This is a genomic window from Paracoccus xiamenensis, from assembly GCF_011308835.1.
Taxonomy (GTDB): domain Bacteria; phylum Pseudomonadota; class Alphaproteobacteria; order Rhodobacterales; family Rhodobacteraceae; genus Paracoccus; species Paracoccus xiamenensis.
Genome location: NZ_JAAOHY010000004.1, coordinates 35,183 through 57,418 on the forward strand (window position 1 = coordinate 35,183; position 22,236 = coordinate 57,418).

Genomic DNA, 22,236 nt, shown 5'->3' on the forward strand with positions numbered 1-22,236 from the left:
AACCCGCCGGTCGGTCTCGGCGGGTTTTGCTGGCTTACAACGGCCGACCTGCCAGCAGGCGCGGCATCGGGTCGATGGTCAGCCCGGCCGCCTGCCGCATAAAGCGCCGCCGCAGTGTCGGCACTGCATTGACCGCCCCCATGCCAAGGCCCCGCGCCGCGCGCAGCAGCGGGTTATCGTTGGAAAACAGCCGGTTGACGCTGTCCATCCCCAGCGCCAGCGCGGTGGAATCGAACCGACGCCAACCCTGATAGCGGTCAAGCGTGGTGGCGAAACCGATATCCTCGCCCAGCCGTGCGGCTTCGACCACACATTCCGCCAGTGCTGCCACGTCGCGCAGCCCAAGGTTCAGCCCCTGTCCCGCAATCGGGTGGACGCCATGGGCCGCATCGCCGATCAGCGCCACCCGATCAGCGGTATATTCGTTCGCCAGCGTCAGGTTCAGCGGATAGGAAAAGCGCGGTCCGGCAAGGGCGATCTGGCCGGTGATATCGCGGATATGCGGGGCCAGAACGTCAAGGAAATCGGCGTCTTCCAGCGCCGCGATGGCCTGCGCCTGACGGCGGGTCAGCGACCAGACGATAGACGAACGATCGCCGGTCAGCGGCAGCACTGCCAGCGGGCCGGTGGGCAGAAAGACCTGATGGGCGGTTCCCTCATGCGGGATCTGCTGATCCAGCGCGGCGACAAGTGCGGTCTGGCCGTAATCCCAGCCGGTCCGGGTAATGCCCGCGCGTTCGGCCACGCCCGATTTGCGCCCGTCGGCACCGACCAGCAGGCGCGCGCGCAGGGTGCGGCCATCGGACAGCGACACCGCGATCCCGCTTGCATCGGCGGCCTGCCCGGTCACCTGGGTTTCGGGAATATGGGTCAGGCGCGTCTGCATCGCCTCTAACAGGGCGCGATACAGAAAGCGGTCTTCCAGCATCTGGCCCAGCACGCCTTCCTCGATCTCGGCGCTGTCGAAGAACAGGCCGAAATGGCCGGCCTCGCCGCTGCTGCGGGCCTGGGTCGCGGTCACCTTGCGGATCGGCTGGGCCTTCTCCGCCAGCACCTGCCAGATGCCGATACCGCGCAGCAGCCGCATGGATGCCAGCGCCAGCGCATAGGCGCGGCCGTCAAAGGCGTCGGCCGCCCGCGCCCGCGCCGGTGCGGCATCGACCACCGCCACCTGCATCCCGGCATCCGCCAGCGCCAGCCCCAGGGCCGGCCCGTTCAGCCCGCCGCCCGCGATCACCACATCGAAATCATGTTCCATTGCGCCAGCTTATTCCTGCCCCAATCCAAGGTCCATGCGTCAAAACGGATGGACGGCGGGGGCGGTCGGGATTAGCGTCGGTGCGGCATGAATTGGGGTGCGTGGATGGATTGGCTGACTGGTACGGCATGTGAACAGGGGCGGGGGATCATGGCGGGGCTGGTCTCGCCCGTGGACCTGACCGAAGCCTATCTGGAGGCCGCGCTGCGTCATCCTGACCGAGAGCTGATCTATGCCCGCCTGACCCCCGCCCGCGCCCGGGCCGAGGCGATTGCCGCCCATGACCGCGCCCGTGCGGGGCGGCGTCGGGGGCTGCTGGACGGGGTGGCGATCAGCTGGAAGGACAATATTGACAGCGCTGGTACCGCGACCGAGGCCGGATCGGCCCTGCTGGCCGGGCGTACGCCAAGCCGCGATGCGGCGCTGCTGGAAAACGCCACCCTGGCCGGGCTGGCCTGCCTTGGCAAAACCCACATGACGGAACTCGCCTTCAGCGGGCTGGGCGTGAACCCGGTGACCGCCACGCCGCCCAACGCGCTGGATCCGGCGCTGGCGCCCGGCGGCTCCAGCTCTGGTTCTGCGGTGTCGGTGGCGTTGGGGCTGGCGGCGGCGACGGTCGGGTCGGACACCGGCGGCTCCATCCGCTTGCCGGCGGCGTGGAACGGGCTGGTTGGTTTCAAACCCACGCCCGGCGCTGTGCCTGCGCGCGGGGTGGTGCCGCTTTGCGCGCGTTTTGACGTGACCGGCCCGCTGGGTCGCAGCGTGGAAGACTGCGCCGAGCTGTTCGCCGCCATCACCGCCACCCGCGCCCCCGATCTGACCGATGCCGAGACCGTGCCGGGCGGGCTGCGCCTGTTGGTGCTGGACGGCGTCCCCTTTGACGAGGCGCGCGAGGCCCCCATTGCCGCCTTTGAGGAAGCCGTGGACAGGCTGGGCCGTGCTGGCGCCCGCATCGCCCGGGCCGCCCCGCCTTGCGTGGCCGAAGCCATGGCGCTGTCGCCAACCCTTTTCGCGCCCGAGGCTTACGGCACCTGGAAGGACCATATCGAGGCCGACCCCGAGGCGATGTATCCGCCCATCCTCGCCCGGTTCCGCGCCGGTGGCAGCGTTTCCGCCGCCGATTACGTTGCCGCCTGGATCACGCTTGACCGTCTGCGCCGGGTCTGGGCCGACAGCGTCGCGGGCTTTGACGCGGTGATCCTGCCCACCGCGCCGATCCTGCCGCCGGACCGCGAAAGGTTGCTGTCCGACGCTGATTTCTTCGCCGCCGAGAACCTGATGGCCTTGCGCAACACCCGGATCGGCAATGTTCTGGGCTTGCCGGCGGTGACGCTGCCCACTGGCCGGCCGGCCTGCGGGATCTCGGTCATGGGGGCGGCGGGGGGTGATCTGCGCCTTCTGCGTGTCGCCCGTGCCATGGAAGCGGTGTTTTCCGCCTCAAGCTGACTGGACGCAACGGCCTGCATTCTGTAACCTTCTCTCAGTAACGGGGCGACACGACCCCGACTGAGAGGCAGTCATGGCAATACCCGAGCGGTTTTCGAACCTGCCGGAATACGCATTCCCGCGCCTGCGCGCGCTGCTGTCGGGTATCGAACCCGGCGGCGATCCCATGGTGATGACCATTGGCGAGCCGCGCCACGCGATCCCGGATTTCGTCGCCCCGATCATGGCGGCCAGTATCGCGGATTTCGGCAAATACCCCTCGAACGAGGGCACGCCAGCTCTGCTCGGTGCCATTTCCGGCTGGATCGGCCGCCGTCACGGCCTTGACGTCGCGCCCGACCGCATCACCAGTCTGAACGGCACGCGAGAGGGGCTGTTCAACGCCGCCCTTGCCCTATGCCCGGAACAGAAGAACGGGCAGCGCCCGGCGATCCTGATCCCGAACCCGTTCTATCAGGTCTATGCCGTGGCCGCCGCCGCCGTCGGTGCCGAACCGGTCTTTGTTCCGGCGACGGCCGAAACCGGGCACCTGCCGGACTATGCCGGGCTTGATGCCGCGGTGCTGGACCGCACGGCGATTGCCTATATCTGCTCGCCCGCGAACCCGCAGGGCTCGATCGCGGACGAGGATTATCTGGAAAGCCTGATCGCGCTGGCGGATCGGCATGATTTCCTGATCTTCTCGGACGAGTGCTATTCCGAGATCTACCGCGATGCCCCCCCGCCTGGCGCGCTGGCGGTGGCGGCGCGCATGGGACTGGCCGACCGGGTGGTGATGTTCAACTCGCTTTCGAAGCGGTCAAACCTGCCCGGTCTGCGGTCAGGCTTTGCCGCAGGCAGCAAGGATGCCATCGCGCAATTGCGCCGGCTGCGCAGCTATTCCGGCGCGCCGATGTCGCTGCCTGCGCAGGCGGTCAGTGCGGCCGTCTGGGCCGAAGAGGACCACGTCACCGAAAACCGCGCGCTGTATCACCGCAAATACGCCATTGCCGACCGGGTGCTGGGCAATGTGCCGGGCTATCACGGGCCTGCGGGCGGGTTCTTCCTGTGGCTGCCGGTCGAGGATGGCGAAGACGCCGCGAAGGCGCTGTGGCGCGAGGCAGGCATTCAGGTCCTGCCCGGCGCCTATCTGTCGCGCGAGGTCGATGGGACCAATCCGGGCCGGGGCTATATCCGCGTGGCGCTTGTCGCTGGCGAAGACGAAACCGAGCAGGCGCTGAACCGCCTGCGGCAGACGATCTACTAGGGGGGCAGGCGCATGGCCAGCTGGCAGGCAAAACAACGCGATCCGCTGTTTGACCAGAATACCCAGGCGGCGCTGGAACGGCGCGGCAAGGAACTGATCGGCGCCGGCCTTGTATTGCTGGCGGTTGTGCTGGCGCTGATCCTTTACAGCTGGTCGCCCGAGGATCCCAGCTTCCTTGCCGCCACCGATCAGCCGCCGGTGAACCTGTTGGGCCGGTTCGGCGCCTATCTTGCTGCGCCGCTGATGATGATCGCCGGTTACGGCGCATGGGGCCTGGCGCTTGGCGCGTTCGTGTGGGGCTTGCGTCTGATGCTGCACAAGGGCGAGGACCGGGTCATGCGGGCGGTCTTCTTGCCCATCGCGGTGGCGCTGGGATCGGTCTATTGCGCCTCAATGGTGCCGCCGCCGGGCTGGCAGGAAAGCTTTGGCCTTGGCGGGCATTTCGGCGACATGATGATGGGCGGGCTGATGACGCTGCTGCCTTTCGGGCCGGCTGCCTCGCTGAAGATCGGGGCGTTGCTGATGGCGGCGGGGGCGATTGCCCTCTATGGTTTCGTGCTGGGCTTTGACTGGTCCGAGGCGCGCCGTCTGGGCCGCTGGCTGACCACCGGGCTTGTCACTGCATATGATCTGTTGCTGCGTGTGCTGGGCCGCAGTGCGGTGGGTGCGGTGGGTGCCGCGCAGGGTCTGAAGGCCCGCGCCGCCGAGCGCCGGGCCAATCGCGACGAGGCCACCGATCCGCGCGGCGAGGAGCCCTCGGCCCCGCGTCGCCTGTTCCGCCGCCGCCAGACCGAGGAGTGGGACGAGGATCCCGAACTGTTCGAACCCGAGGCCCATGACGCCACCGCCCCGTCGCCCGATGAGGTTTCGGCCCGCATCACCGACGCGATCAGCAAGCGGGGCAGCAGCCTTCTCAGCTCGGTCACGCAGCGGCTGAACGCCAATCATCAGGAGTTTGAGCTTTCCTCGGATGACGAGGATGACCTGATCGAGCCCGCCGACCCGCATCCCTTCGGTGCCGACACCGCCCGCGTGGTGACGCCCCTGAAAAAGCCCGTGGCACCGTCGCGTCAGGCGCAGGCCGAGGCGCAGCCCTCGCTGCGCTTCGACGAGAACGCCAGCAGCTACGAATGCCCGCCGCTGTCGCTGCTGACCGCCGCGTCAACCATCGAACGCCACACGCTTTCGGATGAAGCTTTGGCGGAAAATGCCCGCATGCTGGAAGCCGTGCTGGACGATTACGGCGTCAAGGGTCAGATCGTTGCCGTCCATCCCGGCCCGGTGGTCACGCTGTATGAACTGGAACCCGCGCCCGGGCTGAAGGCCAGCCGCGTGATCGGCCTGTCGGACGACATCGCGCGGTCGATGTCGGCCCTGTCGGCGCGTGTGTCGACGGTGCCCGGCCGCACCGTGATCGGGATCGAACTGCCGAATGCGCGCCGCGAAAAGGTGCTGCTGCGGGAAATCCTGTCGGCGAAATCTTACGGCGATGCGTCCTATCCGCTGCCCTTGGCGCTGGGGAAAGACATTGGCGGCGCCCCGATCGTGTCGAATCTGGCGAAGATGCCCCACCTGCTGATCGCGGGGACCACCGGCTCGGGTAAGTCGGTCGCCATCAACACCATGATCCTGTCGCTGCTGTACAAGCTGACGCCTGATGAATGCCGGCTGATCATGATCGACCCGAAGATGCTGGAACTGTCGGTCTATGACGGCATCCCGCATCTGCTGTCCCCGGTTGTGACCGACCCCAAGAAGGCCGTCGTGGCCCTGAAATGGGTCGTCGCCGAGATGGAGGAACGCTACCGCAAGATGTCCAAGATGGGCGTCCGCAACATCGAGGGCTATAACGGCCGGGTTCGCGAAGCGCTTGCCCGCGACGAGATGTTCAAGCGCACCGTTCAGACCGGCTTTGACGAAGACACCGGCGAACCCGTTTTCGAGACCGAGGAATTCCAGCCCGAGACCTTCCCCTATATCGTCGTCATCGTCGACGAGATGGCCGACCTGATGATGGTCGCGGGCAAGGAAATCGAAGCCTGCATCCAGCGCCTGGCCCAGATGGCACGGGCATCCGGCATCCACCTGATCATGGCGACGCAGCGGCCTTCGGTCGATGTCATCACCGGCACGATCAAGGCCAACTTCCCGACCCGGATCAGCTTCCAGGTCACCTCGAAGATCGACAGCCGCACCATCCTTGGCGAACAGGGGGCCGAACAATTGCTGGGTCAGGGCGACATGCTGTATATGGCCGGCGGCTCGCGCATCACCCGCGTTCACGGGCCTTTCGTCAGCGACGAAGAGGTCGAGGAAGTCGTCAATCACCTGAAATCCTTTGGCCCGCCAAGCTATAAGTCTGGTGTGGTCGATGGGCCGGAAGATGACGTGGCATCGGACATCAACGCGGTGCTGGGTCTGGGCAATGCGGCGGATGGCGATGATGCGCTGTACGATCAGGCAGTGATGATCGTCGCCAAGGACCGCAAATGCTCGACCAGCTATATCCAGCGCAAACTGGCCATCGGCTATAACAAGGCGGCCCGCATCGTCGAGATGATGGAAGAACAGGGCGTGGTCAGCAGCGCCAACCATGTCGGCAAGCGCGAGGTGCTGGTGCCCGAGATCTGATCCGGGCATGGCCATCGAATATAGCCTCTACTATCGCGGCACGCCCCAAGACCTGCGCGCCGCGATTGACCGGATGCTGCCGACCGATTGCTTCACCCATGTCTCTGTCGGACCGACCACCGCGCTGGCGCGGGAAATCCTGTTCGAGGAGGGGTTTTCAGGCGATTACGCCGCGATGGCCTGGTTGCGGCTGGACAAGGCGCGCCGATCACAGGCCATCGCGGCGTTGCGCCGTTTCAGGGACGGGATCGGTCGCGATAATATCCTGATCCTGTTCCAGAACGAATGCGAACTGCCGCCGGCCTGACTGGCGATGAAATCGGCACTTGCCCGCTGTGGCGGTGCGCCAGTTCTGGAATCACCCGGCTGTTTGGCTTAGCGTCTCCGCCTGACCCATTCCGCAACAGGCACCATGTCGATCTATAATCTGCACTTCCTGAACGCACGCAATGCCCTGACCGGCGTGATGCCCGAATCCCGCGCCGCCGCACGCGAGGCGGTCGCCGCCGCGTCGGAACATATCGACCTGCCGCCCTTCGATCTGATCATCCGTGCCGGCGACGAGGTGATGACCGGCTGGGGCGTCGGCGGCTATGCCCCCGCGCCGGGCCAGATCCAGATCACGCTGGACCCCACCCGCTTCGCGCCCGACCTGTTCATCCGCACCCTTGTCCACGAACTTCACCACCTGCTGCGCTGGGACGGTCCCGGCTATGGCAAGACCTTGGGCGAGGCACTGGTCAGCGAAGGTCTGGCCGGCCATTTCGTTCTGCAGGTGCTGGGCGGCAAGCCGGACCCCTGGGACGCTGTCGCGCCCTCGGACGGTCTCGCGCGGCGAGCCATGAACGAATGGTCGCGGCTGGGCTATGACCATGCAGAATGGTTCTTCGGCAAGGGCCAGGTCCGCCGCTGGTCGGGTTACGGACTTGGACACCGGCTGATCGCCGAATATCTGTCGCAACACCCGCAGGAAGACGCCGCGACCCTTGCACTTGCCCCGGTCGACCGCTTCCGCGCCGCGATGCGCAAACTGACCAACAGCGACGGCACCCCCGAGGAAACCCCGGAAGACCCCGCAACACCGGCCGACGCCAACGAACCCGAGGATATGAAAAAAGAGGACTGACCACGTCAGCCCTCTTTCATTCTGGTCCAAATATCCCGGGGGTCCGGGGGCTGGCCCCCGGCGGGCCTTAGCCCTTGCGCAATTCGTCGCGGCCCAGAATTTCGGCGATCTGCACGGCATTCAGCGCCGCGCCCTTGCGCAGGTTGTCAGACACGACCCACAGGTTCAGCCCGTTTTCGACCGTCGCATCCTGCCTGATACGCGATACGAAGGTCGCAAAATCGCCGACGCTTTCGACCGGCGTGACATAGCCGCCATCCTCGCGCTTGTCGATCACCAGCAAACCTGGCGATTCGCGCAGGATGTCGCGGGCCTCGTCCTCGTCCAGGAAATCCTCGAACTCGACATTGACCGCCTCGGCATCGCCGACGAAGACGGGCACCTGTACGCAGGTCGCAGAAATGCGGATCGCCGGGTCGAGGATCTTCTTCACCTCGGTCACCAGTTGCCATTCCGCGCTTGACGTCCCGTCCTCCATGAACGCGCCGATCTGGGGGATGACGTTGAAGGCAATCTGGCGGGGGAAGTGCTTGGGTTCGACCTCCTGACCGGGCACGTACATGCCCTTGGTCTGGTTCCACAACTCGTCCATCTGGGCGTTGCTCTCGCCCGAGACCGCCTGATAGGTCGATACCACCACGCGCCGGATCCGCGCCCGGTCATGCAGCGGCTTCAGCACCACGACCAGTTCGGCGGTGGCGCCGTCCGGGCTGGCGATGATCATTCTCTCGCGGTAATGCGCGATCGCTTCGGCGTTCACCTCGGGCACGATCAGCGGCACCGAAGGGTCCAGCCGGAACGCTTCCGACGCGTCGATGACCACGCAGCCCTGATGGGCCGCGGCAGGCGCGTGTTTGCGCGAGGTCTCGGCGTCGGTGGCGAACAGCGCCATGTCGAAACCCGAGAAATCAAAATTCTCGATATCACGGGTCTTCAAGGTGCGCTCGCCAAAGCTCACCTCGGTCCCCAGCGATTTGCGCCCGGCAAGTGCGACCACCTCGTCGACGGGGAACTCGCGCTCGGCGAGGATATTCAGGATTTCGCGGCCCACATTGCTTGTGGCCCCGGCGACGGCGATTCTATAGCCCATCAGGAGACTCCGTTGCTGAATGGCCGATATAGGTCCGCCGGATGGGTTCCGAAAGTGCGAATGCGCGCGATCACGCCCCCAGATAGCGCTGCCGTGCCTCATCGGCGTGGGCGAATTCCTTCGGCCCGCCCGCCCAGATCGCCGCCCCGCGCGAGACCAGCGTGATCCGGTCCGCCAGCGCCGCAGCAAAGCGGACATTCTGTTCGACCAGCAGGATCGCCAGCCCATCCGCCTTCAACGATGCCAGCGCGGACTGCAGCGCGGTGACCATCGGGGCGGCCAGCCCCTCGGTCGGTTCATCCAGCAGCAAAAGGCGCGGCGAGGTCATCAGTGCCCGCCCGATCGCCAGCATCTGCTGTTCGCCCCCTGACAACATCCCGGCCGGTGCCTCCAGCCGCGTTAACAGGTTCGGAAACAGCGCGCCAACCCGGCTGACGGTCCAGTCGCCGCGCCCGATGCGGCCGGCAAGCGCCAGATTTTCATGCACGGTCAGGCTGGCGAAGACCTCGCGCGCCTCGGGGACAAGGGCGATGCCGGCGCGGGCGATGCGCGGCGTCGGCCAATGGGTGATATCCTGCCCGTCCCAGATGATGCGGCCCTGCGCGTCGGGCAAACACCCGATGATCCGCGACAGAAGTGCCGATTTTCCAGCGCCGTTGCGGCCCAGCAGCGCGTGGATCTGCGCGGATTCGACCCGCAGGGACAGACCGTGCAGGGCCTGCACCTTGCCGTGAAAGGCGGTCAGGTCGTGGATCTCAAGTGTCATAGATTGCCTTCAGGGCCGGGCGGGCGGCCTCGGGCGGGCCATCGAAGGTGATGCGTCCGCGATCCATGATGGCAATGCGGTCGGCAATGGCAAATGCCAGATCAAGGTCGTGTTCGATCACCACCAGCGTCAGGTCGCGGGGCAGGGCGGCGATCAGGGCGTGGATTTCCGCAGCCCCGCCGGGACCGATGCCCGATGCCGGTTCATCCAGCAGCAGCAGGCGCGGATTGCCCGCCAGCGCCAGCGCCAGATCCAGCCGCCGCGCGGTGCCGTAATCCACCTCGGCCACCGGCCGGTCCAGATCAACCAGCCCGGCTTGGGCGGCCAGATCTTCGATCCTGCGCCCCCCTGCAGCGCAGGCAAGGCCGAGGTTTTCGCGCAGGGTCATGCCGGTAAACAGGCTGGTCTGCTGAAAACCACGGCCGATGCCGGCACGGGCGCGGGTGGCGACGGTGTCGCCGGTGATCTCGCGGTAGTTCAGCCAGATATTGCCCTGCTCGGGCTGCACCTCGCCCGCGATCAGTCGCAGAAGCGAGGTCTTGCCGGCGCCGTTTGGCCCAAGGATGACCAACCTTTCACCGGTCGCAACCCGCAGGGACAGGTCGCAGATGACGTTGATGCCCCCAAAACCAAGGAACAGTCCGGACAGTTCAAGCATCGCGGCGCCTTTCCAGCAGGCCGGACAGGCCGCGGCCGCCGGCCAGCACGACGGCGATCAGCAAAAGGCCGACCGCCAGGTGCCAGTGATCGGTCCAGCCCGCCGCCCAATGTTTCAGCAGCAGGTACCCTGCCGCCCCGACCATGGCGCCGGTGACCGATCCGATGCCGCCCAATATCAGCACCACCAGCACTTCGCCCGAGGCGGTCCAGACCATCAGCTCGGGCGAAACGAATTGCATGTGCTGTGCCGCCAGCACGCCCGCCACCCCGGCCAGCATGGAAGAGATCGCAAAGCCCTGCGCACGGATTCGTTCCGGCGCGAATCCCAACGCGGCGGCGCGGGCGGGGTTGTCGTGGACGGCCTGAAACCTGTGGCCGAAGGGGCTGCGCAGTACCGCCACGCACAGCAGCAGGCAGGCCAGAAGCATCAGCAGCGCATACAGCGCGAAGACCAGGGGATCGTTGCTGTCGACGAAGGGCAGTGCCGGCCGGGCGATGCCGCCCAATCCGTTGTCGCCGCCAAGCGCGTCGGCGCGGAAGGTCAGCGCCCAGATCATCTGCCCGAAAGCCAGCGTCACCATCAGGAAGAACACCCCCGTCAACCGCGCCGAGATCGCCCCGATCACCCCGCCGGTCGCGGTTGAGGCGACGATCCCCACCAGCGCTGCGGGCCATGGCGGCAGCCCGGCCAGATTGGCAAGCGCATAGCCATAAGCCCCGACGCCCATGATCGCGCCATGCGCCAGCGAGACCATGCCGCCGAACCCCGCCACCAGATCCAGCGCCAGAACGAGGATGGCGAGGATGGCGATCTCGGCCGTGATTTCGCGGGCGAGGTAATCACCATGAACGGACCAGGCCGCCAGTGCGATCAGCACCAGCGCCGCAGTGGCGGCGCGAATGGTTGTCAGCCGGAACATCAGCCGTGACCCTTTACGGCCAGCAAACCCTGCGGGCGCCAGATCAGGGCGGCGGCAAGCGCGGCATAGATCAGCACCGCGCTGGCGTCGGGCCACAACGCAGCGCCGAAAACCTCGATCGCGGCGACGATCAGCGCCCCGAGGATCGTACCAGAGACGCTGCCCATGCCCCCGATCACGGTCACGATCAGCGCCGGGATCAGCGCGCTGATCGCCATGCCGGTATTGGCCGACAAGATCGGTGCCGCGACCACGCCGCCCAGCCCCGCCAGCGCCGCGCCAAGGGCGAATGTGGCCAGAAACAGCGACCCGGTCCGGATGCCGATGGCGCGGGCCATGGCCGGGTTTTCAACCGCGGCGCGCAGCATCGCGCCCAGGCTGCTGCGATGGACCGTCCGCCACAGCCCGACGGCGACCGCCAATCCCAGCAGGATGATGAACAAGCGATAGGCCGGATAGTCGACCCCCAGCACATGCCTGGAGCCCGCCAGTATCGCCGGACGTTCCAGCGTCAGCGCCACGTCGCCCCAGAGGATGCGGACCAGCTCGACGGTGATGAAGACCAGCCCGAAGCTGGCCAGCACTTGCGGCATCGGCCCCCGCAGCCGGCACAACAGGCCCAGATACAGCGCGGCACCCAATGCCCCCACAACCAGCGGCGCGATCAGCAACGCCGCCCAGAAACCGGCCTTGGCGGCCACGGCGATGCCGATATAGGCGCCCAGCATGTACAGCGCGCCATGGGCGAGATTGACGAATCCCATCAGCCCGAAGCTGACCGACAGCCCGGAAGAGATCAGCAGCAACAGCGCCGCATGCTGCAGCATGTTCAACGCCTGAAGTGTCCAGAATCCGGTCATCCGGTCACCCGGGCATCACGCAGCCGTTCGGGGCGTCGCGCACCTGTTCGCGGGTATCCAGCAGGCGATAGCTCATCCCGGCATCGTCCTTGATGGTTTCGAAGATATAGACGTTCTGGACGATATTGTTGGTTGCCGGGTCGATCTGCAACGGCCCGCGCGGGCCATCATAGGCGACCTTGGGCAGGGCCTCGGCAATCGCGGCCCGACCCTCGGCGCCGGTTTCCAGCGCGCCCAGCAACAGCCGCCCCGCATCATAGCCCGCAACGACATATTCCGAGGGCAGATCTCCCCCATGCGCGGCCTGATAGGCGGTGACGAAAGCCATGTTTTCCGGGGTGTCCAGCATCGGCAGGTAATGCAGCGCACCGATCACGCCCTCGGCCGCCGCGCCTTGCGAGCGCAGATACAGCGGCGCGGTCAGGAAGCCCACGGAATAAAGCGGCATGTCGTCGCGCAGCCCGAATCCGTCATATTGCTGGACAAAGCTGATCGCATCGGCTCCGCCATAAAAGACATACAGCGCCTCGGCGCCCGATGCCTTGGCCTTGGCGAGATAGGGGCCGAAATCCTCGGTCTTGCCGAATGGGGTCAACTCGCCGCCGACCACCTTGCCGCCGCCGGCCTCGAACCCGGCGGTGAAGGCGCCGATCATCTGCTGGCCAGCCGCGTAATCAGGGGCGAGTGTATAGACAGAGGTGATTCCCTGCGCCGCCATCCATTCGCCCATCGGTCGGTTCAGTTGGCTGTTGGAAAAGCTGACGCGGGTGATAAAGGGCGAACAATCGGCACCGGTCGCTGCGTCATTGCCGGCATTGGCCACGATCAGCGGAACCCCCGCGCCGTCGACCACGTCGCGCACCGCCGCCAGCACTGCCGACGACACGACCCCCACCAGCACATCGGCCTGATCCTGCATGATCAGCTTGCGCGCGCGGGTCAGCCCGGTCTGGGGCTTCGCCTCGGTATCCGCCTCGATCACGGTGATGTCGTCGCGGCCCGCCTCGGCCAGGGCCATGCGAAAACCATCTTCGATATCCTGACCAAGTGCTGCGTAATTGCCCGATCCGGGCAGCAACAGGCCGACGGTGGTGTCGGCTGCGGCGGGCAGCGCCAGTGTGGCCAGAAGGCATGCGGCAAGGGTGGATTTCATCGAGCGCTCCCCTATCAATGACGCCCCGGCCTATACGCGGGGTCGGGCAATTTTGCCACTGTTTTCCGCGCCGTTACGGGCAGAAACATCCCACGGGTTTCGTCTGCGCGATCAGGTCGCCGGGACGGTCGCACGGGCGGGCGCATTCAGGCTGGGCGGCTGGGCCAAAAGCCAGCGGGCGGTCGTCTCGTCGCACAGCAACCCATTGATTAACCTGCCGCGCAGCGCGCCGAGGACCGGGGCATGTTTGGCGGGGCCATGGCAGACCGCGACCACCAGCGCCCGGTCCATGGCGGGCAGCCGTGCCGAGGCCACCCGGCCATCCAGCGGCAGCAACCGGCCGTAAATATCGAAGGGGCGGCCCAGGATCTCGCCCACGCCACCGCGCGCGGTCAGGGCGTTAACTTCTTCCTGCGACAGAAAGCGGTCGACGCGCAGGGGGGCGTCGGGACCCAGGTCACCCAAACCGATGATCGCGGTGTCTGCCTGTTCGGCCATCTGCATCACCCGACTGATGCCGGGCTGACGGTGCAGCGCCTGCCTTTCCTCGGACGCGGCGGCGATGACGGGCACCATCAGCGGATAGCTGCTGGCCGTCACCAGTTCCGACAGCGTGAACAGGACATTGTAATACGCGGCAGAGCCGTCGCGCGCGATATTGCCGGTCAGCGAGACGATGCGGTGCTGGGGGCAATCCAGCCGGTGCATCTGCGCCACCGCCGCGCGCAGCATCCGGCCGGTGCCGATGGCAAGCGTGATCGGTTCGGTACGGCCCAGCTGGGCTTCGATCAGTTCGGCCGCCTGCATCGCCACGCCGGCTCGCCCACCCGCATCGGGGGCAACCGTCGCCAGCCGCAGGTCAAAGCGGTCCTTCAGCTGCTGGCCCAGATCCAGGCAATCGGCCAGCGGGTGGTCGATGCGCACCTTCACGACCCCCGCCGCCATCGCCTGCGCGACCAGCCGCTGCGCGGTCTGGCGCGACACACCCATCTCGCGGGCGATTTCGTCCTGTGTCAGTTTGCCGACCCAGGACATCCATGCGGCGCGGACGGCCTGATCCAGCTTGTTGTCGTCCCGGCTCATGCGCGTCTCCCGTCCAATCGAAGGCCGCCAATTCCTACGTCAGAGATTCGATTTGACAAGTGTAGCAGATGATGTGAGCATTTGCCCATAGCGAGGGCAATTGCCGCGCTCATGGGAGGAATAGAGTTATGATCCGTGCAAAGCACGCCCTTTGGGGTGCCTGTGCCGTTGCGGCCCTTGCGGCACCTGCGATGGCCGAAACGCTGACCATCGCCACCGTGAACAACGGTGACATGATCACGATGCAGAAGCTGACCAAGCCGTTTACCGACGCCAATCCCGATATTCAGCTGGAATGGGTTCAGCTGGAAGAAAACATCCTGCGCGAGCGGGTGACGACCGATATCGCCACCAGCGGCGGGCAATATGACGTCATGACCATCGGCACCTACGAAGTGCCGCTGTGGGCGGCGCAGGAATGGCTGCTGCCGCTTGGCGACCTGCCGGCGGAATATGACGCCGACGACCTGCTGCCCCCGGTGCGCGACGCGCTGTCGGTCGATGGCACGCTGTACGCGGTGCCCTTCTATGCCGAATCGGCGATGGTGATGTATCGCACGGATCTGGCCGAGGCGGCGGGCGTGACCATCCCTGACAGCCCGACCTGGACCGACATCAAGACCGCCGCCGAAAAGATGACCAACAAGGACGGCGAGGTTTACGGCATCTGCCTGCGCGGCAAGCCGGGCTGGGGCGAAAACATGGCCTTCCTGACGGCCATGGCCAACAGCTATGGCGCGCGCTGGTTCGATCCCGAATGGAAGCCGCAATTCGACAGTGCGGAATGGAACGAGGCGCTGACCGACTATCTGGCGCTGATGACCAATTACGGTCCGCCCGGTGCCTCGTCCAACGGGTTCAACGAAAACCTGTCGCTGTTCCAGCAGGGCAAATGCGGCATCTGGATCGACGCCACCGTCGCCGCCAGCTTTGTGACCGACCCGGAAAATTCGACCGTGGCCGACAAGGTTGGCTTTGCGCAGTTCCCGAACAAGGAAGGCGTCGACAATCACGGGAACTGGCTGTGGGCGTGGTCGCTGGCCATTCCGGCCACCTCGGATGCACCGGATGCGGCCAAGAAATTCGTCGCCTGGGCAACCAGCAAGGACTATACCAACGAAGTTGCAGCCGCGAATGGCTGGCGCGCAGCGCCTCCGGGCACGCGCAAATCGCTGTATGACAACGCGGAATATCAGGGGGCTGCGCCTTTCGCGGCGATGACGCTGACCGCAATCGAAAGCGCGAATACGCAGAAGTCCTCGGTTCAGGACATTCCGTATACGGGCGGCCAGTTCGTCGCGATCCCTGAATTCCAGGGTATCGGCACAGCGGTTGGCCAGCAATTCGCGGCAGCCCTTGCCGGGCAGATGTCGGGTGCGGATGCGCTTGCCGCCGCGCAGGCGACCACCACCCGCGAAATGGCCCGCGCGGGCTATCCCAAGTAAGCCCGCACAGGCTTTGACCCTTGCGCTGTCCGGCCATTAGCCCGGGCAGCGCCGCGCAACCGGGGCGGCGCCCAACGCCCCACCCGTCGGAGGAAGCCGCAATGGCCACACGCCAGACTCAGAGCCTCGCCAAGCTCATGCGCGCGCCGGCAATCATCCTGCTTCTGATCTGGATGGTCGTGCCGCTGGCGATGACGCTCTACTATTCATTCATGAACTATAATTTGCTGAACCCGACCGGCACCAGTTTCGCCGGCTGGTTCAACTATCAGTATTTCTACACCGACCCCGCTTTCTGGGAATCCATCTGGAACACGCTGATCCTTGTGCTGGGTGTGCTGCTGATTACCGTGGTGGGTGGCATCGCCATCGCAATGCTGATCGACAAGCCGATCTTCGGGCAGGGGATCGTGCGGATCCTGGTGATCTCGCCCTTCTTCGTCATGCCGCCGGTGGCCGCGCTGATCTGGAAGAACATGATCATGCACCCGAGTTACGGCGTCTTTGCGGACATTGCCAAGTTCTTCGGCATGCAACCCGTGGACTGGTTCGCGCAATATCCGCTGTTTTCGATCATCCTGATCGTCGCCTGGCAATGGCTGCCCTTCGCCACGCTGATCCTGCTGACGGCGCTGCAATCGCTGGACGGCGAACAGATGGAGGCCGCCGAAATGGACGGCGCGCCCGCGCTTCAGCGCTTCATCTATCTGACGCTGCCGCATATGGCCCGCGCGATCACCGTGGTGATCCTGATCCAGACGATCTTTCTGCTGGGCGTTTATGCGGAAATCCTTGTGACCACCAATGGCGGTCCGGGCAACGCGTCCACCAACCTGACCTTCCTGATCTATCGCGCGGCACGTCTGAATTTCGACGTGGGCGGTGCGGCGGCAGGCGGCATCATCGCGGTCGTTCTGGCCAATATCGTCGCCATCTTCCTGATGCGCGCCGTCGGCAAGAACCTGGATTGAGGAGCGAAACATGGCACGCGCAGTTTCGACAAAAACCAAGATCGGCTGGACCATCGCGGCATGGTTCGTGGCCCTGCTGATCTTCTTCCCGATCCTTTATGCGATCATCACCAGCTTCAAGACCGAGAATGAGGCGATTGCCGGTTTCGACCTGATCCCTTCCTTCACGCTTGACAGCTACCGAGAGGTGCAGTCGCAATATAACTATATTCGGCCGTTCATGAACTCGGTCATCATCGCGGTGGGCTCGACCGTCTTGGCGCTGATCGTGGCGGTGCCGGCCGCCTGGGCGATGGCGTTCTCGCCCACCAAGCGGACCAAGGACATCCTGATGTGGATGCTGTCCACCAAGATGATGCCGGCGGTCGCCGTGCTGGTGCCGATCTACCTCATCTTCCTGCGCACCGGGCTGATGGACACCCGCACCGGGCTGGTCATCGTGCTGATGCTGATGAACCTGCCGATCGTTGTGTGGATGCTTTACACCTATTTCCGCGAGATTCCGGGCGAGATCCTGGAAGCCGCGCGGATGGACGGCGCCACGCTGTCGCAGGAAATCGTGCATGTGCTGACGCCGATGGCGGTGCCGGGCATCGCCTCGACCATGCTTCTGAACGTCATCCTTGCGTGGAACGAAGCCTTCTGGACCATCCAGTTGACCACCACCAACGCGGCCCCGCTTTCGGCCTTCATCGCCTCGTTCTCCAGCCCGCAAGGTCTGTTCTGGGCGAAGCTGTCGGCGGCGTCCGTCATGGCGATTGCGCCGATCCTGATCATGGGCTGGTTCAGCCAGAAACAACTTGTCCGCGGCCTGACCTTCGGCGCGGTGAAATAAGGGGGACATTGATATGGGTTCCATTACGCTGAAAAACGTGCGCAAGGCCTTCGGCGATGTCGAGGTGATCCCCGGCGTCGACCTGAACATCGAAGACGGCGAGTTCGTCGTCTTCGTCGGCCCCTCGGGTTGCGGCAAATCCACGCTGCTGCGCCTGATCGCGGGGCTGGAGGACGTGACCTCTGGCCAGATCAATATCGACGGGCAGGACGTGACCGATGCCGGCCCGGCCAAGCGCGGGCTGGCGATGGTGTTCCAGTCCTATGCGCTTTATCCGCATATGTCGGTTCGCAAGAACATCGCCTTCCCGCTGAAGATGGCCAAGATGTCCGAAGCCGAGCAGGAAAAGCGCGTGGCCCATGCCGCCCGCATCCTGAACCTGGACAATTACCTGGACCGCAAGCCGGGCCAGCTGTCGGGCGGTCAGCGTCAGCGCGTGGCCATCGGCCGCGCCATCGTGCGAGAGCCCTCGGCCTTCCTGTTCGACGAACCGCTGTCGAACCTTGATGCCGCACTGCGGGTGAACATGCGGGTTGAAATCAGCGAACTGCATAACAGCCTGAAAACCACGATGATCTATGTCACCCACGATCAGGTCGAGGCGATGACCATGGCCGACAAGATCGTCGTGCTGCGTGCCGGCAACGTCGAACAGGTCGGCTCGCCCATGGAGCTGTATTCGAAGCCTGCCAACAAGTTCGTCGGTGGTTTCATCGGCAGCCCGAACATGAACTTCATCGTGGGCGAAGGTGCCGCCAAACACGCCGCCCATACCATCGGCGTGCGCCCCGAACACTGGCAGCTTTCGACCGAGGGCGGCGAGTTTTCCGGCACCGTCGGCGTGGCCGAGCATCTGGGGTCTGACACTTTCCTGCATATCCATCTGGATGACGGCACCCCCATCATCGCGCGGGCCGAGGGCGAGCGTGACATCCACCACGGTGACAAGATCTTCCTGACACCGCAGGATGGCCGCATTTACAGGTTTGCCGAAAACGGTCTGGCGATCTGACCTGTATCGCCGCCCGGTCCGCGTGGCCGGGCGGCGCTGAATGACTGCCGCCGTCTTTTTGGTCCGACGCAACGGGATGAAACGCCATGAAACTCAATAACGCCAATCTGTCCAGCCTGCCCGCAGCGGTGCCCGGCTATGACCGATCCGGGCTGACGGGCGGGATCGTCCATTTCGGTCTGGGCAACTTCCACCGCGCCCATCAGGCGGTCTATCTGGACCGGCTGATGAACACCGGCGAAGGCCATGATTTCGCCATTATCGGCGCAGGCGTGATGCCCGCCGATGCCAAGGCGCGCGACGTGCTGGCCGGGCAGGATTTCCTTTACACCGTTGTCGAACAGTCGGCGGATGCCTCGGACCCGCGCGTCGTGGGGGCGATGATCGACTATCTCGCGCCGGGCGATCCGGCGGCGGTGATCGCGAAGCTGGCCGATCCGGCGACCAAAATCGCCAGCCTGACCATCACCGAAGGCGGCTATTTCATCGACGCCGCAACCGGGCATTTCGACAAGACCCACCCCGCCATCGCTGCCGATGGCGCGAACCCTGCAGCGCCGAAAACCGTCTTCGGGATGCTGGTCGCGGGGTTGAAGGCCCGCCGCGATGCGGGCGAGCAGTCGTTTACTGTCATGTGCTGTGACAACATCCCCCATAACGGCGTCATCACCAAGGAAGCCGTTGTGGAAACCGCGCGGCTGTCCGACCCCGCCCTTGCCGACTGGATCGCCGCGAACGTGGCCTTCCCGAACGGCATGGTCGACCGCATCACCCCCGCCACCAGCGACCGCGAACGCGCCATGATCCGCGACATGGGCATCGACGACGACAGCCCCGTCTTCTGCGAGGATTTCATCCAATGGGTGCTGGAAGACAATTTTCCTGCAGGCCGCCCGGCGCTGGAAAAGGTCGGCGTCGAATTCGTCGATGACGTGACGCCGTGGGAGCTTATGAAGATCCGCATCCTGAACGGCGGCCACGCCGTCATCGCCTATCCGGCCGGGCTGATGGACATCCATTTTGTGCATGAGGCGATGGAAAACGACCTTGTTCGCGGCTTCCTTCGCAAGATCGAGAATGAAGAGATCATTCCCGCCGTCCCGCCCGTCCCCAACACCGACCTGCAAGCCTATTTCGCCAAGGTCGAAGAACGCTGCGCCAACCCCAAGATCGGGGACACCGTGCGCCGTCTGTGCCTTGACGGGTCGAACCGGCAGCCAAAATTCATCATTCCGACCATCGCCGACCGGCTGAAGGCTGGGCAGGCAGTGGACGGGCTGGCGCTCGAATCCGCGCTGTGGTGCCGCTATTGCGCGGGAAAGACCGATTCGGGTGCGGTGATCGAACCGAACGATCCGAACTGGGATCACCTGACAAAGGTGGCGCAGGACGCCAAGGACAACCCGGACGCGTGGCTTGCCATGTCCGAAATCTATGGTGACACCGGCAAGAATCCGCAATTCGCCGCCGCCTTTGCGAAATGGCTGGCGGCGCTGTGGCAGGACGGCACGGCGGCCACGCTGCGCCGCTATATCGACGGCTGACGGGCTTTTCGTCCGCCTTTGCGCTGCGCCGCCAATTCCGGCGCAGCACGCAGACGTCAAAGGCTTCGCGATTTCCCCGCAGCGGACATTGCGAAGCCCAAAGATTTGCTCGAAACTTCCCCGAGGATAAGGGCTTCGGTCTGAAGCCGAGGGGGGACGATGTTTCTAGGGATCGACTTGGGCACCTCGGGCGTGAAGGTGTTGCTGATGGACGCGGACCAAAAGGTGCTGGGGTCCGCGACAGGCGCACTGACGGTGCAGCGCCCGCATGCAGGCTGGTCGGAACAAGCGCCCTCTGACTGGATCCAGGCGACCCGCAAGGCCCTGAACGAACTGCGCGGCGCGCATGAACTGTCCGGCGTTCAGGGCATCGGCCTGTCCGGGCAGATGCATGGGGCGGTGACGCTCGACCGCGAAAATAACGTCATCCGTCCGGCGATCCTGTGGAACGACACCCGCAGCCATGAACAGGCCGCGCGTCTGGATGCCGACCCGGATTTCCGCGCCATTACCGGCAATATCGTCTTCCCCGGCTTCACCGCGCCCAAGCTGGTCTGGATGGCCGAAAACGAACCCGAGGCCTTCGCCCGCGTCGATTGTGTGCTGCTGCCCAAGGACTATCTGCGCCTGTGGCTGAACGGCGAACGCGTGGCCGAAATGTCCGACGCCGCCGGCACAAGCTGGCTGGATACCGGCGCGCGGGCATGGTCCGACAAGCTGCTGGCCGCATCCGGCATGCGCCGCGATCAGATGCCCCGGCTGATCGAGGGCAGCGAGAACTCGGGCGGCCTGCTTCCCGAAATCGCCGCCGAATTCGGCATGCAGCCCGGCACGCCGGTCGCGGGCGGGGCAGGGGACAATGCCGCCACCGCCATCGGCGCGGGCACGGTGACGGAAGGGCAGGGCTTTGTCTCGCTCGGTACCTCTGGCGTGATTTTCGCCGCGACCGACCGCTATCTGCCGCGCCCCGAAAGCGCCGTTCACGCCTTCTGCCACGCGCTGCCCGGCATGTGGCACCAGATGGGGGTGATCCTGTCGGCGTCAGCGGCGATGGAGTGGTTGGCGACCATCACCGGCGCCAAACCCGCCGAGTTGACGGCGGAACTCGGCCCCGACCTGCGCGCACCGGGCGAGGTCACTTTCCTGCCCTATCTGTCGGGCGAGCGAACGCCGCATAATGACGCCGCCGCGCGCGCCAGCTTCACCGGATTGTCGGCCCGCACCGACCGCGCGGCGATGACGCAGGCCGTGCTGGAAGGCGTGGCCTTTGCCTTCGCAGATAACCTTGCCGCCCTGCGTGATGCCGGTTCCGACCCAAAGGCGCTGCTGGCTTTGGGTGGCGGCGCGCGTTCCGATTACTGGCTGAAGGTTATCGCCACGGCCCTGAACCTGCCCGTTCTGGTCCCCGAAAGCGGCGATTTCGGCGCGGCCTTCGGCGCCGCCCGTCTGGGTCTGATGGCCGCGACGGGTGCCGATCCGGTTCAGGTCTGCACACCGCCAAAGATCGCCGCCGAGATCCTGCCGGATGAGGCGCTGCGGCCAGAGTTTGACGCCGTTCTGGCGCGGTTCAGGGGGCTGTATCGGGGGTAGAAAGGTGCTCGATCCGGCCAATGCAATCTGCGCGGGCGACAGTTCTTTCGGCAGCCCTCAACCCCGCAGCTTCCGCGCCCGGATCAGCGTATGCTGGCTCACGATCTCATAACCCAGCTTCGCCGCCAGTTCCGCCCGCAGCCGGTTAATTTCGTCGCTTTCAAGCTCGATCACCTCGCCGGTTTCCACATCGACCAGATGGTCATGTTCGGCCACAGGCGCGATCTCATAGCGCGCCGGCTCGCCTTCCAGCGACAGCTTGCGGATCAGCCCGGCTTCTTCCAGCGCCGACAGCGTCCGGTAGACCGTCGCAAGCGACATGGAATCGTCCAGACCCCGCGCCCGGGCCAGCAATTCGTCGGCATTGGGGTGATCGGCGGCGTCCATCAGGATCGACAGCAGTGCCAAACGCTGCTGGGTGACGCGCAGCCCGGCCTCTCGCAGGGCGCGGGCGAAGTCGGTGGTCTCGGCGCTCATCCGCTGGTCCTTGCTGCTTTCCGTCCGGTCTAGCCGCTTGCACCCATGAAGGCAAGTAAATGAGAGCGGTTCGCAATTAGGCTTGACTATTGCGAATGAATTGCATTTACAGAAGCGACAGGA

Annotated in this window: 20 protein-coding genes; 11 read left to right on the forward strand and 9 right to left on the reverse strand. The window is 65.3% G+C overall.

Annotation, left to right across the window (positions count from 1 at the left end; translation table 11 throughout):
• Positions 1-34 precede the first annotated feature (34 nt).
• On the reverse strand, positions 35-1,258 hold the full coding sequence (locus G7044_RS10220; protein WP_166328576.1) for a UbiH/UbiF/VisC/COQ6 family ubiquinone biosynthesis hydroxylase: 1,224 nt from the start codon (positions 1,256-1,258) through the stop codon (positions 35-37).
• Between the two features lie 105 nt (positions 1,259-1,363).
• Between G7044_RS10220 and G7044_RS10225 the strand changes: the two genes are divergently transcribed.
• From G7044_RS10225 to G7044_RS10245, 5 genes are all read left to right on the forward strand, one after another.
• Complete coding sequence (locus G7044_RS10225) at positions 1,364-2,704, forward strand: amidase (RefSeq protein ID WP_166328578.1); 1,341 nt, start codon at positions 1,364-1,366, stop codon at positions 2,702-2,704.
• A 73-nt stretch (positions 2,705-2,777) separates the two neighbouring features.
• Positions 2,778-3,950, forward strand: a complete 1,173-nt coding sequence (locus G7044_RS10230; protein ID WP_166328580.1) for an aminotransferase class I/II-fold pyridoxal phosphate-dependent enzyme — start codon at positions 2,778-2,780, stop codon at positions 3,948-3,950.
• 12 nt (positions 3,951-3,962) lie between these two features.
• Complete coding sequence (locus tag G7044_RS10235; protein ID WP_166328582.1) at positions 3,963-6,581, forward strand: DNA translocase FtsK; 2,619 nt, start codon at positions 3,963-3,965, stop codon at positions 6,579-6,581.
• Between the two features lie 7 nt (positions 6,582-6,588).
• Positions 6,589-6,888 (forward strand): hypothetical protein, encoded by a 300-nt coding sequence (locus G7044_RS10240; protein WP_166328584.1) that lies wholly within the window; start codon positions 6,589-6,591, stop codon positions 6,886-6,888.
• A 105-nt stretch (positions 6,889-6,993) separates the two neighbouring features.
• Positions 6,994-7,707: a DUF2268 domain-containing putative Zn-dependent protease gene (locus G7044_RS10245; protein ID WP_166328586.1), complete on the forward strand. Its 714-nt coding sequence runs from the start codon at positions 6,994-6,996 to the stop codon at positions 7,705-7,707.
• Between the two features lie 67 nt (positions 7,708-7,774).
• Here the strand turns inward: G7044_RS10245 and G7044_RS10250 are convergent, their stop codons facing one another.
• From G7044_RS10250 to G7044_RS10280, 7 genes are all read right to left on the reverse strand, one after another.
• Positions 7,775-8,797 carry an aspartate-semialdehyde dehydrogenase gene (locus tag G7044_RS10250; protein ID WP_166328588.1) on the reverse strand — a complete coding sequence of 341 codons (1,023 nt, stop codon included), beginning with the start codon at positions 8,795-8,797 and terminating at the stop codon, positions 7,775-7,777.
• Positions 8,798-8,867: 70 nt separating this feature from the next.
• Positions 8,868-9,563 carry an ABC transporter ATP-binding protein gene (locus G7044_RS10255; protein WP_166328590.1) on the reverse strand — a complete coding sequence of 232 codons (696 nt, stop codon included), beginning with the start codon at positions 9,561-9,563 and terminating at the stop codon, positions 8,868-8,870.
• Positions 9,553-10,221: an ABC transporter ATP-binding protein gene (locus G7044_RS10260; RefSeq protein WP_166328592.1), complete on the reverse strand. Its 669-nt coding sequence runs from the start codon at positions 10,219-10,221 to the stop codon at positions 9,553-9,555. Before G7044_RS10260 ends, G7044_RS10255 begins: the two co-directional genes overlap by 11 nt.
• A complete protein-coding gene (locus G7044_RS10265; RefSeq protein WP_166328594.1) occupies positions 10,214-11,143 on the reverse strand; it encodes a branched-chain amino acid ABC transporter permease in 930 nt (309 codons plus the stop codon). The genes G7044_RS10260 and G7044_RS10265 overlap by 8 nt, the downstream gene beginning before the upstream one ends.
• Positions 11,143-12,003 (reverse strand): branched-chain amino acid ABC transporter permease, encoded by an 861-nt coding sequence (locus G7044_RS10270; RefSeq protein WP_166328596.1) that lies wholly within the window; start codon positions 12,001-12,003, stop codon positions 11,143-11,145. The genes G7044_RS10265 and G7044_RS10270 overlap by 1 nt, the downstream gene beginning before the upstream one ends.
• A gap of 4 nt (positions 12,004-12,007) precedes the next feature.
• Positions 12,008-13,156: an ABC transporter substrate-binding protein gene (locus tag G7044_RS10275; RefSeq protein ID WP_166328598.1), complete on the reverse strand. Its 1,149-nt coding sequence runs from the start codon at positions 13,154-13,156 to the stop codon at positions 12,008-12,010.
• 111 nt (positions 13,157-13,267) lie between these two features.
• Positions 13,268-14,239: a sugar-binding transcriptional regulator gene (locus G7044_RS10280; RefSeq protein WP_166328600.1), complete on the reverse strand. Its 972-nt coding sequence runs from the start codon at positions 14,237-14,239 to the stop codon at positions 13,268-13,270.
• 128 nt (positions 14,240-14,367) lie between these two features.
• Between G7044_RS10280 and G7044_RS10285 the strand changes: the two genes are divergently transcribed.
• The 6 genes from G7044_RS10285 to xylB all read left to right on the forward strand — a co-directional run bounded on the left by G7044_RS10285 (position 14,368) and on the right by xylB (position 21,636).
• On the forward strand, positions 14,368-15,684 hold the full coding sequence (locus G7044_RS10285; protein ID WP_166328602.1) for an ABC transporter substrate-binding protein: 1,317 nt from the start codon (positions 14,368-14,370) through the stop codon (positions 15,682-15,684).
• 101 nt (positions 15,685-15,785) lie between these two features.
• Positions 15,786-16,655: a carbohydrate ABC transporter permease gene (locus G7044_RS10290; RefSeq protein WP_166328604.1), complete on the forward strand. Its 870-nt coding sequence runs from the start codon at positions 15,786-15,788 to the stop codon at positions 16,653-16,655.
• 10 nt (positions 16,656-16,665) lie between these two features.
• Complete coding sequence (locus tag G7044_RS10295) at positions 16,666-17,490, forward strand: carbohydrate ABC transporter permease (RefSeq protein ID WP_166328606.1); 825 nt, start codon at positions 16,666-16,668, stop codon at positions 17,488-17,490.
• A 13-nt stretch (positions 17,491-17,503) separates the two neighbouring features.
• Positions 17,504-18,502 (forward strand): ABC transporter ATP-binding protein, encoded by a 999-nt coding sequence (locus tag G7044_RS10300; protein WP_166328608.1) that lies wholly within the window; start codon positions 17,504-17,506, stop codon positions 18,500-18,502.
• Between the two features lie 86 nt (positions 18,503-18,588).
• Entirely contained in the window at positions 18,589-20,046 is a 1,458-nt protein-coding gene (locus tag G7044_RS10305; RefSeq protein ID WP_166328610.1) for a mannitol dehydrogenase family protein, read from the forward strand.
• 159 nt (positions 20,047-20,205) lie between these two features.
• Positions 20,206-21,636, forward strand: a complete 1,431-nt coding sequence (xylB, locus tag G7044_RS10310; RefSeq protein ID WP_166328612.1) for a xylulokinase — start codon at positions 20,206-20,208, stop codon at positions 21,634-21,636.
• Positions 21,637-21,693: 57 nt separating this feature from the next.
• Here xylB and G7044_RS10315 read toward each other — a convergent pair whose 3' ends face one another.
• Complete coding sequence (locus tag G7044_RS10315) at positions 21,694-22,113, reverse strand: Fur family transcriptional regulator (RefSeq protein WP_166328614.1); 420 nt, start codon at positions 22,111-22,113, stop codon at positions 21,694-21,696.
• Positions 22,114-22,236: the final 123 nt, after the last annotated feature.